Here is a 12,928-nt window from a genome sequence, read left to right as displayed (position 1 = left end):
TAGGTAAGCCCATCCTTAAACATCAACCATTGGCCAAAAGAATCAGGAAATGTAATCCCTGTCCTCGTCGCTCAGGGTTGATTTGTGCTCCACAGGTTGGTGCTTTTCTATTTCCGTATCGTAGCTGGTGAGGGTTTTCTTTGGCCTTCCGGCAATAAAGCCCAAAATAAAGCCAATCAGGATGCAAACGCCAATCACGATGAGCTTGGAGATGTACACCTCTTTTCCGATGATGAAATCGAATGGAACAGCATCCCTGTTGATGAGCAAAAATGTGGTTAGCAAGGCGGTAACAACAATGATGAAGATGGTTTTTGCTTTCATAAGTTTAAAAACTGTAGTTGAATATTAGTTCTAAGATAGGGTTTTGGTGGTAAACTTTGTTCACAAATACGGCCCTTACCCCCAAATCTATAACAGGCTGGTAGCGCAAAAGGTTTAGGCTGCTGCGCAATTCAAGCCCAAAAGTCTTGGGCTGTGTCAGATTAGTTTCGGTACCGATGTTTTCGTAATGGCTAAAGAAACCGCCCCTCAGATTGCGGATATAGGCAAAAGGACCAATTTCGGCATCTGGAAAAGCAATCGGAAAACGGTAGCTAAGCAACAAAGTATTTTTCAGTTCGCTCCTGGCACTGATCTGTCCGTAGCCATAAACCGTTGCAATTTCGTTATTGCCCTTCAATATGCCGCTGCTTTGCTGGTAATTGAAGCTGGCTACCAAAGAATGGTTTTTCATAATCCCAGGAAAGTAAAGCGCACTTTCAAAAGCAATCAGGTCGCCGTTAAGGTGCGGGTCGAAAGGTTGGTTGTAGTAACTGATTGTAACCGATTGGGCCCATTTAGGCGCTACGTTGCGCTCGGCAGTCCGTATGCTGTGGACGAATCCGAAGCGGTAGCTCATCGGAAAATCAAGCGTTTTGCTGAAAATGGCAGCTTCCTGTGGCGCAAAATTCCTTTGTGTATAGCTTGTTCCTACCTCTCCCAAAAAACTGTAATTGTGATTGTAGGCGTTTATGCTTAACGGTACACTGGCCTTCAGTTCGAGCCTGTTTTCCCGCCAATTGGCTTCCCGTAGCTGTCCGGCAAGGCGATAATAGGCCAAGCGTGGACGGTTCCTGAAAGTGGCGCTCAGTACCGGGTAAAGGCTTTTGTAGGTCAGCCCGGCGTTGTATTCCAGTTTCCTCAGGTCGCTGTGGTAGCTCACGCCACCAAAAAAATCAACGGTATTGAGCAGGTCGTTCGATTTGAGTGCAATGCCCACCCTGTCGTCATCATCAACCGTTGGACTGATGCTGTGGAATGAAAAAGCATGAGCCAGCGGGCTGTAGCTGGCAGAGGTATAAGCGCTGTCTGGAATTTGCCTGAACACATCGCCAGTATTTTCCTGTTTTTCGGCAGCTTCGCCAAAATATACAAAATGGTTGGGCTGCACCTCTTTGGGTTCGATTGGAGCCGTTGCAACCTCGTAACCCGTCAGTTGGTAGTTGTTGAAAAAAATCGATTGGCCATCGTTGCTCGGGCTCGGATTAAAAGCGCCGTATTTTGCTGACGTTAGCGCCACGATTTTTTTGTCGGTGGGCGTAACCTCGTAAATATTGTCAAGTCCGCTTAAATGGGCGTTAAATGCGATTTTATCGCCAATAAATACCGGCCTGTTCAGCTGCTGATTCGTTTCTTTGATCAATTGCACGGTTTCGCCCTTTTCGTTGGCCAGCCAAAGCGACTTTCCTTTTTCGCTTACGCCAACCCAGGTCCATTGCGACCCATCGACATTGAGGGCCGGCGTTTGCAAGATCAGATTTTCGGGGTTGCTGTAGGTCTTCGTTATTTGGCCATTGATCAGGTCGATGGTCACCAGGTTGAAGTTGTTGCTCAGGTCGGCCTGCACAGCCAGCAATTTTTTTCCATCGCCCGAAAGCGTTGGCGAAAACAGCCTCGTCCTGAAAGTAAGCTGGCGCCTGGTTTTGGTCGAAAAGTCGTAAAGGCAAATCACGCTGTAGTTGCGCTGCTTGTAGCGGGGGTCGTACCTGATCTCATCCCAAACCAGCAGCTGGTTGGCATAGCTGAACCAGGGTTGTTCCTGATAGCCAATTTTGAAAAGTTTTTCCTCGCTCTGATCGGGGTTCAAAACCACAAAACCAGGAACCTCGTCCTTACTTTGTTTGAGGGTTAAAAGTTGTCCATTGGGCAAGGCGGTTGGCAAGTAATAATTGGTGGCGATTTTCGCTGGCCGGTTCAGGCTTTTATAATCGCTGTGCAGGGTTTGCTCGTCTTGTCTTTGCCAATCTTTTTTCAGCTGCTCCAAAACATGCGCATAAAATTTTTGGGTGTTATAGCCCGTGTATTTTTTAAGGCTCTGCGAAAAAGGGTAGAGGCGAAGTGGTCGGTGGTGGATGTCGGCAAGCAAGCTGTCTACTATTCCTTTTCCAAATTCTTTGCGCAGCTGCGAAGTGAGCAGGTAGCCCAATTGGTAGTAGCCTGGGGTCTGGTCTTTGTTCGATCCGAAGTAGGCTTTCGAGTAAGAAAAATTTTGCCCGCTGAGCAGCGAAGTTCTGAAAGGCATGACCCATGAAGGCTGCCTGCCGCGACCCGCATGGGTAAGCGAAGTTTCGGTGCTAACCGCGTCGCCTTCGAAGAACCAGGTGGGGATGCTTGCCCCCAAATAGGCGAAGTAGATTTCTTCCGGAAAGGGGTGGGCCTGGCCTCCGGTTATTTTGTCGAATTGGGCCACATGCCTAAGCTCGTGAACGGCCAAATTATTAAGCCAATCCTGACTGTCAAATTGCTGGGGTGGAGTGGTGTTGAATTGCGACTTTTTTGGAGCCAGTTGAACAAAGCCGTTTGCGATGGTTCCCCGGTTCTGAAGCACGATGGGGATACTCGTTTTTTGTCGGTCTAAATCACGCCCAACATAAGGGTAGATGTAGGTGATGGTATTGGCCATTCTTTGAGCTTCTTTTTCGAGTTCGCTCGGATAGATGAGCCGGAAACCATTGCTGTTAATTTGGCGCCATTTTACACTAAGTGGATTTTGTTCGCTGTCGAAAATCTGTGAAAAAGCATGAAGTGAAATAAAGCTTAATGTAATTATTGTTAATATGCTGATTTTAAGTTTGTTTAATTGTTTGTTAAGCTTCATTATGATTTTGTGCTAAAATTTTTAGTTTTCTGAGGTTTTGTTAAGGTCTTTTATCTTAAATTTTAATTCAACTTAAATTTTTTAATTTATTGATTTATAGATTTTTATGCTAAATATTTAAATCAAGTATTTTTGGTGAATTTTATATTATTTTATGCTGTTTGGGGTGTTTTTTAACAGCCTTAAGGAAATCAGAGAACGTTTTTAAAACTTGCTATTAAGGTACACTTATTCCTTCGGATTTTAAGCGATTTTTTTTGTTAATTTTTTAAACATGTATACGTTTCTTCACACTCCTACCCTAGGGCTGAGTTGCTGAAACAGATTGAAAATGGCTTAAAAATGAAGCCTATTTTTGTCAGTAAATGCAGAGTTTTTAGGTTGGTTTTTAAGTTGAAAACATCCTGTCTGAACACTTCCATTCTTAGCTTTTTTTGGATGGTTCAATGGGTTTTTTCACTGACAAAAATAGAATGCTTGAAACTTGTTTTTAGGTGTCGAAAATTAGATGCGTTTTGGGTTCTTTAACTCGATTTTTTCAAGTGCGTTTTGAGGAGCAAAGGTCGGGTTGGCTTTGTTAGGCATGTTGGTTTTTCGTGGCAAGTTAGTCGCTTTGCAAAGGTGAAAATGGAACGGAAATTGGGCTTTTCCCTTTGGTTTGTTAAGGTCAAAAATTAGCATGACCTGATACAGAGTTGTTGTCGTTTGCGCTTCAAAAATGGGTGTCTTGGCTGGGTAAAAGTCGGGCAGAAAATAGTCTTTTAGATGCTCTTTAGGGAGTGGGGTTTAGCGAATAAAACGTCGGTATAACGATTGATTTTTGGGCAAGCAGTGGCTTTGGGCGGACGGAAAATAGGGCAAATATAAGCGCTCTCTGCAACGTTTTTTGATCGAAATAAAGGCTGTTTTACGGGTCAAAAACCGCGATTTTCTATGGAAAAAAGCAGTTGTTTTGGTGAGAAAATGATAAAAAATGGCTTGTAAAATGGCGGTTTTGAGTAAAAATTGGCCTTATATCGGCTTTTCCTGCCGATATTCTGACGGAAATAATTCTTTTTTCGAATAAAGCTAGGGCGGAATCGAGGCTTTAAAAGGGCTTTTTAAGCTGGATTAAAGTAGAAATGCCACGAAATCTTATGGCTTTTCTGCCTAGAACTTTGGTTTTTCGGGGAGAAAATGGAGGGAAATCAGGCCTTGTTGCGACGGTTTTTATAGATGGGATAGATAAAAACCGCGGCTAAAATAAGTAACGAACCGAGGTAAAAACCGCCGGTCATCTGCTCTTTCTGACCGAACAAAATAAAGGCTAAAACGATGCCATAAACGGGTTCCAAATTGGTAATCAAAGCCACCCTGAATGCCGATAAAGTTCGCATCACCGAGACCCCTGCAACGTAGGCCAAAGCTGTGCAAACCGTGCCAAGAATTAGCAAATAAAACCAGTCGCTTAAGCTTAGATTGAAGGTCTCTGTAAGCAGGCTTTTGTCGAATAAACGGTAAATACTGATCCAGAAAAAGGCGCCGGCAAGCTCATAAAATCCAATAATGCTGGGGTTGTTTTTCTGTACCAAAGTAGAGTTAATGGTAGAAAAAAAGCTGGCGGCAACTGCCGATAGCAAGCCGAAAATAATGCCTGTGGTGTACTTGGTTTCGAATTTAAAGATGAGATAAATGCCCAAAATAATGAGTAATCCCACCAGAATATCGCCTTTGGAAATGGCATGTTTTTTTATCAGAGGCTCTAAAATGGCGATGAAAAGCGTAACGGATGAGAGGCAAATAAGGCTTACCGAAACGTTGGCTACCTTAATGGAATGGAAGAAGAATATCCAGTGCGTAGCTACAATACTGCCCGTGAAAAAGAATTTGAGAAACTGGGTACGCGTTACCCTGATATTGGTTTTGCTGAATTTAAAATAGGCAAATAGCGTAATTGAGGCAATCAATACCCTGTACCATACCATTTGCACGGCACTGATGGAAATTAATGCGCCCAGAATACCTGTAAAGCCCCAAACAAAAACGGTAAGGTGTAAAATTAAGAGGTTTCGGTTGTCGTGATTAAGTGTTTTAAGGCTGGGTTTCATCTTATTTTGGTGCTTTTCGCAGCAAATATAAGCCTAGTAAGCCAAAAAAGAGCGTAGGCAAAATCGTTGCAGCCAAAGGAGGCAAGCCGCCCTTGGTCGAAAACATCTTGGCAAACTGCGTCAAAACGATATAGGCAAAGCTCAGGATAATGCCGATTCCGAGTGGCAACCCCACGCCTCCACGTACTTTTCTGGAAGATAAAGCTACGCCGATTAATGTGAGTACAAAGGCCGATAGGGGTTGCAGCCAACGCTTGTACTGTTCAAAAAGCAGGTCGCTCATAATGCCAGAGCCCCTTATTCTTTCTTTTTTGATCTTGTCTGAAAGCTCTTTGTTGCTCATGCTTTCGAATACATTCTGGTAAGCCGAAAAATCGTTGGGCCTCATATCCAGAACTGTATCTTTCTGCTTGTTGAAGGCATAAACCATCGTTTCTTTAAGGCCGTCAATGTTCCTGATGGTGTAGCTGCTCAGTTTCCAGGTTCTTTTTACCGAATCCCAGGTAATCTGCTCAGCCATCAGTTTTTTCTTCAAGACGTCGCCCTTGAATTTATCTAGCGAGAAACGGTAGCCAATATTGGTTTTATTGTCGAAATTATCGATGAAGATATAGGTATTGCTATCCACTTTCATGTGGATATTGGTTTTGATATAGGGGTCGTTTTTGTTTACCACCTCATTTTCGAACTTGTTTTTGATCCTGTTGGTATAGGGCAATACATAGAGATTAGACAACAGGTTGAGCGAGAAAATAATGAAGGCCGAGATAAAGTAAGGTCTTAAAAAACGGTTAAAGCTTACGCCCCCACTTAAAATAGGCACGATTTCGGTCTGGTCGGCCATTTTAGCCGTAAAGAAAATGACTGCAATAAAATTGATCAATGGCGAGAGCATGTTCACATAAAACGGTATAGAACCGGCATAGTATTGCGAAATGGTTTGCCAGATGCTCATGTTGTTCTCCAAAAAATCGTCGAGTTTTTCCGAAAGGTCAAAGATGACAATGATCACCACAAAGATAACCAGGGTGTAAACAAAGGTACCCAGGTACTTGCCAATAATATAGCCGTCGATAATTTTAATGCGCTGCCTGATGAAGTTCATTACAATTTATTCCCTAATATACTCACCATTTTATTCTTCCAAGCGTAAAACTCGCCCGAAATGATTTTTTCTCTGGCTTCTTTAACCAGCCAGAGGTAGAAATGCAGGTTATGCAAAGTGGCAATCTGTGCACCCAACATCTCTTTCGAGTGCATCAAGTGCCTTAAATAGGCTTTGGTATACACTTGGTCGGCCAGTAAATCGCTTTCGGCATCGATTGGAGAAAAATCGCTTTCCCATTTCTTGTTGCCGATGTTGATGATGCCGTTTCGGGTGAACAGCATGCCGTTTCGGGCATTTCTGGTGGGCATTACACAGTCGAACATGTCAACGCCAAGCGCAATGTTTTCCAATATATTAATAGGAGTACCCACGCCCATCAGGTAGCGTGGTTTGTCTGTGGGCAGGATGTCGCAAACCACCTCGGTCATGGCATACATTTCTTCGGCAGGTTCGCCTACCGATAAACCGCCAATGGCATTGCCTTCGCGACCCATTGAAGCAATAAATTCGGCCGACTTCACCCTTAAATCCTTATAAACCGAACCCTGAACGATAGGGAAAAGCGTTTGTTCATAGCCATATTTGGGTTCGGTAGTGTCTACACGCTCGCAACAGCGTTTAAGCCACCTGTGGGTCATGTTGAGCGAATTGGCCGCGTACTTGTAATCGCAGGGATAAGGTGTGCATTCGTCAAAAGCCATAATGATGTCAGCGCCTATGGTTCTTTGGATGTCCATGGCGTATTCGGGTGTAAACAAGTGCTTTGAGCCGTCAATGTGCGAACGGAAAGTTACCCCTTCCTCCTTGATTTTGCGCACTTTGCTCAACGAGTACACTTGATAGCCACCGCTGTCGGTTAAAATAGGCTTGTCCCAGCCAATGAACTTGTGAAGTCCACCGGCAGGTTCTAAAACTTCCAGTCCGGGTCTTAGGTACAAATGATAGGTATTGCCCAAGATGATTTGGGCTTTGATCTCTTCTTTGAGTTCTTTTTGGTGCACTGCTTTTACTGTTCCGGCAGTGCCTACAGGCATAAAAATAGGGGTTTGTATTTCGCCGTGGGCAGTGGTAATTACGCCTGCCCTGGCTTTGGATGACGGGTCTTTGGCCTGTAAATCAAATTTCATGCTGTTCTGTGTTTTGTTGGCCAAGATGGTTTTCATGGCATGGCATTCTGCTTCAAAAATCCGACAAAAATAGCAAGAATATTCCTTTTTATGGTCATTGTGCCGTGTTGTTTTGAGGCTGAGCTAGAAACAACGTTCAAAACCTTTAATAATTATGCGTTTTTTGAACATGGCTTTATTTTTTATCAACATCAAGCTGGTTTTACAGATTAAAAATGAGAGATTTGCTAGCTTTCAGAAATACCATCGTGGAATTAGATATATTAGAGATTAGCCTGCTCGGCGCTTTTGTTTTTTGTTTTTTGGTCCAGCTCTATTTTAGCTTGTTTGTGCATGCCAAACTGGCCAGTTATAAAATAGCAGAGATACCTGAGCACGCAGTTAATCCCATCAGCGTTATTATATGTGCCCGTAACGAAATCCAGAACCTGGAAAAATATCTTACCAGCATTCTAAATCAGGACTATCCGCAATTTGAGGTGGTTGTAGTCAACGACCGCTCGTGGGATGGGACCGGCGATTTTTTAGAGCGATTAGCCAAGCAACATAGCCATTTAAAGGTGGTAACCGTGGCCGAAGGCGAGAAATTTATTGCCGGAAAAAAGTTTGCCGTTACCATGGGCATCAAGGCTGCCAGCTATGAGTGGTTGGTATTTACCGATGCCGATTGCGAACCTGCTTCGGCCCATTGGCTAATGGGCATGCAACAACCTGCCGATCATAACATCGATATTTTGCTGGGCTATTCGCCTTATTTTAAGAAACGAAGCCTGTTGAACTGTCTGATCAGGTTTGAAACTTTTTTTACGGCGGTTAACTATCTTGCCTTTGCCCTCAAAGGTATGCCTTATATGGGGGTTGGCCGAAATATGGCCTACAAAAAATCGCTTTTCTTTAAAAACAAAGGCTTTGCGGCGCACATGCACATCCCCTCTGGCGATGATGACCTGTTCGTAAATGCCCATGCCCATGCGCATAATACGGCTATCCAAATTCATAAAGATACACAGGTTTGGAGCGAACCTAAAACTTCTTTTTTCGATTACCTGCGCCAAAAAAAGAGACATGTAGGTGCTGGCAAGTTTTATAAGCCAAAACATAAGTTCGTTTTATCGCTGCAGATTGCCGTACAGTTTTTGTTCTATATATTAGGTATTGTGTTGCTTTGCCTTCCGGCTACGCTTTATTTGGGCATCGGTATTTTTGCCTTGAGCATCCTGATCAGAAGCTTTGTTTACCCGCGACTGCTAAAACGCCTCAATTATGGCGAATTGAGCTGGTGGTTCCCGCTGCTAGACCTCATCTTGTTTGTTTTTCTGGTGCTTAATGCCTTTCTGTCTATATTTGTGAAAAAAGTAAAGTGGAAATAAATCGCTGATCATGTCTGATATTAAACCAACCATCGTTTTTAAGTATTTTAAGGAGCTTACCGAAAAGCAGCGTGCGCAGTTTGAGCAGCTGTACGATTTATACAGTTTCTGGAATGCGCAAATCAATGTCATTTCGAGGAAAGACATCGACGAGTTGTACGAGCGCCATATCCTGCATTCGCTGGGCATTGCCAAGTTCTGTACCTTTAAAGCAGGCGAGAAAGTATTAGACGTAGGTACGGGAGGTGGTTTTCCAGGTATTCCCTTGGCCATTTTGTTTCCAGAAACACAGTTCCATTTGGTTGATTCGATTGGAAAAAAAATCAAGGTTGTGGGCGAAGTAGCGGCCGCATTGGGGCTCAGCAATGTGAAGGCTAGCCATTTAAGGGCCGAGCAGGTAACTGATCAATATAATTTTGTGGTATCGAGAGCAGTAACGCGTTTAATCGATTTTTACCCCTGGATACGTGGCAAATTTGCCAAAGAAAATATCAATGCCATCCAAAATGGCATTCTTTACCTCAAAGGTGGCGATTTGACCGAAGAAATCAAGGAATCTAAGCTGAAGGCAGAATTGCATCCGCTTTCTGCTTATTTTGAAGAGGATTTTTTCGAAACCAAGTATGTAGTTTATATCCCCCAATAAGGTTCTTGAAACCGAATTTCTGTTGGCGATTGTTCTCTGTTGGCTTTTCTATTTCCTGGATTGCTTTTTGCAGGCTTGCTTAAAAAGCATGGCTCGTAGGCCAACAATCCATCTTGCGCTACGCACAAGATGGAATTGTACTAAAACTATGTTTGTTTGGTTAAGGCTGTTTGTTGGTTGGAAGCAATTCTAAGGCAATGGTTTGCCTTGCTTCTTTTTTGGATTCTTTTATACTAGGCTTCAGCTTAAGTTTCAGCTTTTGTTGTTCTGTTCCCGGATAGAGGTCTTTGTTGTTCTTTAAACTTTCTTGAGGTTTTGTTACCGCGATTGAATAACGGACTTTCGAATCTGATCTCAGGCTGGTTGATGGCTGCTCAGTGCCCACTGCTGCGATTTGGTTTTCTTTTGCCGATTTGATGTACAGCTGTTCTTTGGCATTGTTGGGCTCTGCACTGGCAATGCTTACACTTGGTAAGGCAGCCACTTTGGCCTTTAAATCTGCTTCGTCATTGTTTCCTTTTTTATCCTTTCTTATTACGGGCGGCGGAAATTTTACTTGGTCTTTCTTGGTTTTTTTTGCACCCGATGGTGGCGGTTCAATGGCGGGTGCATTTTTGTCGCGCCTTACTATGGGCGGTGGAAACTTAACCGTTTTTACTGTTGGCGGTGGCGGCTCCACAGCAGGTGCTTTTTTATCGCGTTTTACTATGGGCGGCGGAAACTTAACCGTTTTTACACCTGGCGGTGGCGGTTCAATGGCAGGAGCATCAAGTCGGGTTTTGTAGGTCTTACCGGAAGGTGGCGGAAATTTGACCTGACCTTTTTTGGTCTTTTTAATGTTGTCTGGCTTAACTTCCTGTACTTTGATGTTTTCTACTTTCACAGGCTGTTTTTTGACATTCTCCACTTTGGGTTCCTGTTGTACTAAAGCTTCGATAGTTTTATTTTTCTCCGGAAATAAATCTACGTAGCCATAGTCTTTGGTAAATGCCATCGTCGAGGTGCAAAGCATTGCGCCGCCCAGGGGTAGGGCCAACAACAGCTTGAGCCTGGCCCAATGGGCTGTTCTTTTTTTGTTTAACATGTTAATTCTCCTTTTTAATATTGATTGATTGAAAATTTGGTGTGTAAGTTTTTGGGGCACAATGCCAAAGGAATTCTCGATCAGGAACATCACATAATCGTGTTTCTGCTCACTGGTAGAGGCACTGCGTTCATCTGCGATATATTCGTGCAGCAGCTTGATGTCTTTTTTGATGAAATAGATAATAGGATTAAACCAGCAAACGACCTGCATGAATTCAAAAAATAATACATCGATACTGTGTTTTTGCTTAATGTGCACAAGCTCATGTTTTAATACAACCTGTTTTTCGGCCAAGTGGGGGTGGATAAAAAGTAAGTTGAAGAAAGAAAAAGCTTCTGTTTCTTGTTGCAGTTCTACCAGGGTGAAATCTTCGTTCTGGTATTTTTTGGCGCCTTGCCAAAGGCTAATGATTTTTGCAATGGAGAGGAAGAGCTTAATTGCAAATGCCAGCGCAACCGCCACGTAGATGAGGTACAGGTAATCGCTAAGACCGGGGGCTTGACGTGCAACAGGCAAACCTGAATAAACAGCCTGTTCAACTATTTCTGGCCTAGGCTTAAGGTAGCCTATTTGCAGAACAGGCAAAGCAAATGCCGCAAGGCTGCTCAGCAACAGGTAATAGCGGTTGCTATTATAAAATGTCTGGTTCTGTAGCAACAAACGGTAAAAACCGTAGAAGATGAGCAAGTAGAGGTTTGCCTCTAGCAAATAGTACAACCAATCCATTATTTGTCGTTTTTAAGTTTTTCGGCCAATGCAATCAGCTCGTCTAGTTCGTTCATGTCCATGTTCTTTTCCTTCACCAAAAAAGAAACGAGGCTCTGGTAGTTGTTTTCGAAATAGTTGTTCATCACCTTGTCGAAGGCGAAATGCTTGTATTGCGCCTCGCTGATGAGCGGAAAGTAGATGTGTGTATTGCCTATGGCCTTGTGCGAAATAAAGCCCTTGGTTTCTAAAACCCTGATTACCGTTGATACCGTATTGTAAGCTGGTTTTGGCGGATCCATCTTGTCGATTACATCTTTTACAATGCCTTCTTTCATTTCCCACAAAATCAGCATCACCTGTTCTTCGGCTTTTGTTAACTCTCTCATTCTATTGTTTGCTTATTACTTAATTTAAATTTACCACTATTTTTATAGTTGACAAACTATTTTTATAGTTTAGTTGTAAACAATTGATTTTCAGTTTAATAAAATTAATTCTTAAATCTAAATTTATTGATTATTTTAGTTTTAATGAGTTTAACGCATCAAATTGCACTAAGCCTGATTAAAGGTGTAGGCCCTATGCTGGCCAAAAATCTGCTGTTTCATTTTGGCAGTGCCGAAGCCGTATTTGTTGCCTCGAAGCAGGAAATGAAAAAGGTGGAAGGCATAGGAGAGAAGACGGCTAATGCAATTTTGGCTACCAATGCCTTGGCTGTTGCCGAAAAACAGCTCGGTTTTATCCAAAAGCACGGTATCAAAGTATTGTTTTATGGCGATAAGGCTTATCCTAAACGCTTGAGGCAATGTTATGATGCGCCCTTGTTGCTTTATTATAAAGGCCATGCCGATTTAAATCATCATCGCATCGTAAGCGTGGTGGGTACGCGCAATGCTACTGCCTACGGCAAACAGCTGTGCAAGCAGCTAATTGGCGCTTTATTGCCTTATGATGTAATCGTAGTAAGCGGCTTGGCTTTGGGCATCGACGCAGTGGCGCATCAAGAAAGCCTTGCGCAAGGCCTGCCAACGGTGGGGGTGCTGGCGCATGGCCTTGACCGTATTTATCCGGCTGTTCATAGGGAACTGACCCAAAAAATGGCTCGACAGGGTGGTTTATTGACAGAGTTTTTGCCGGGTACCAATCCCGACCGGGAGAATTTTCCGAAACGGAACCGCATCATTGCCGGGATGAGCGATGTAACCATTGTGGTGGAGGCCTCAATTAAAGGAGGCGCCCTGATTACGGCTGAATTGGCCAATTCGTACAACAGGGATGTTTATGCCTTTCCGGGAAGAACAAGCGACGAATTTTCAGAAGGCTGCAATTTTTTGATCAAAACCAATCGGGCAGGGCTGATCAACCACCCGCGCGACTTGATTTATTACTTGGGCTGGGATGATGAGCCAGTGGCCAAGAAAGAAATCCAAACGCAAATGCCCATCCAACTGAATAAGGAAGAGCAGGTCATTGTAGACTTGTTGCGCGAAGAGCCAATGAGCACCGACGAGCTTGCTATCCAATCGGATACGCCCCAAAGCAAGCTGGCCATGACGCTGCTTACACTCGAAATGCAGGGAATCCTGATTTCGCTACCAGGCAAAATTTACAAGTTAGCCTAATTTTATAGTATAATTGTCTACTAATTTTGTAGAT

General features: G+C 43.4%; 10 protein-coding genes. 3 read left to right on the top strand and 7 right to left on the bottom strand.

The genetic code is table 11. From position 1 onward, the window contains the following. Positions 1 to 42: 42 nt before the first annotated feature. The 5 genes from AC6H1S_RS12050 to tgt form a co-directional block, all read right to left on the bottom strand. On the bottom strand, positions 43 to 324 hold the full coding sequence (locus AC6H1S_RS12050; protein WP_199138560.1) for a hypothetical protein: 282 nt from the start codon (positions 322 to 324) through the stop codon (positions 43 to 45). Positions 325 to 328: 4 nt separating this feature from the next. After that, positions 329 to 3,139, bottom strand: a complete 2,811-nt coding sequence (locus AC6H1S_RS12045) for a TolB family protein (RefSeq protein ID WP_497563762.1) — start codon at positions 3,137 to 3,139, stop codon at positions 329 to 331. 1,187 nt (positions 3,140 to 4,326) lie between these two features. After that, positions 4,327 to 5,226 (bottom strand): DMT family transporter, encoded by a 900-nt coding sequence (locus tag AC6H1S_RS12040; RefSeq protein WP_199138565.1) that lies wholly within the window; start codon positions 5,224 to 5,226, stop codon positions 4,327 to 4,329. 1 nt (position 5,227) lies between these two features. Then, complete coding sequence (locus tag AC6H1S_RS12035; RefSeq protein WP_199138566.1) at positions 5,228 to 6,331, bottom strand: LptF/LptG family permease; 1,104 nt, start codon at positions 6,329 to 6,331, stop codon at positions 5,228 to 5,230. Further along, a complete protein-coding gene (tgt, locus tag AC6H1S_RS12030; RefSeq protein ID WP_199138569.1) occupies positions 6,331 to 7,461 on the bottom strand; it encodes a tRNA guanosine(34) transglycosylase Tgt in 1,131 nt (376 codons plus the stop codon). The genes AC6H1S_RS12035 and tgt overlap by 1 nt, the downstream gene beginning before the upstream one ends. Before the next feature lie 215 nt (positions 7,462 to 7,676). Here tgt and AC6H1S_RS12025 point away from each other — a divergent pair, with 215 nt between their 5' ends. Continuing rightward, the gene (locus AC6H1S_RS12025) at positions 7,677 to 8,831 is read left to right on the top strand and encodes a glycosyltransferase (protein ID WP_497563761.1); all 1,155 of its coding nucleotides are present in this window, start codon (positions 7,677 to 7,679) and stop codon (positions 8,829 to 8,831) included. 10 nt (positions 8,832 to 8,841) lie between these two features. Further along, on the top strand, positions 8,842 to 9,477 hold the full coding sequence (rsmG, locus tag AC6H1S_RS12020) for a 16S rRNA (guanine(527)-N(7))-methyltransferase RsmG (protein WP_497563760.1): 636 nt from the start codon (positions 8,842 to 8,844) through the stop codon (positions 9,475 to 9,477). 160 nt (positions 9,478 to 9,637) lie between these two features. Here the strand turns inward: rsmG and AC6H1S_RS12015 are convergent, their stop codons facing one another. Both AC6H1S_RS12015 and AC6H1S_RS12010 read right to left on the bottom strand, forming a co-directional pair. Further along, entirely contained in the window at positions 9,638 to 11,290 is a 1,653-nt protein-coding gene (locus AC6H1S_RS12015; protein WP_497563759.1) for a M56 family metallopeptidase, read from the bottom strand. After that, on the bottom strand, positions 11,290 to 11,658 hold the full coding sequence (locus AC6H1S_RS12010) for a BlaI/MecI/CopY family transcriptional regulator (RefSeq protein ID WP_199138577.1): 369 nt from the start codon (positions 11,656 to 11,658) through the stop codon (positions 11,290 to 11,292). Before AC6H1S_RS12010 ends, AC6H1S_RS12015 begins: the two co-directional genes overlap by 1 nt. Before the next feature lie 144 nt (positions 11,659 to 11,802). Here AC6H1S_RS12010 and dprA point away from each other — a divergent pair, with 144 nt between their 5' ends. Beyond that, a complete protein-coding gene (dprA, locus tag AC6H1S_RS12005) occupies positions 11,803 to 12,894 on the top strand; it encodes a DNA-processing protein DprA (RefSeq protein ID WP_199138586.1) in 1,092 nt (363 codons plus the stop codon). The last annotated feature ends 34 nt before the right edge of the window (positions 12,895 to 12,928 follow it).

The organism is Pedobacter sp. TM02 (assembly GCF_059705275.1).
The sequence above is the reverse complement of the archived record's forward strand: the minus strand, read 5'-3'. Positions and strand labels throughout refer to the sequence as shown.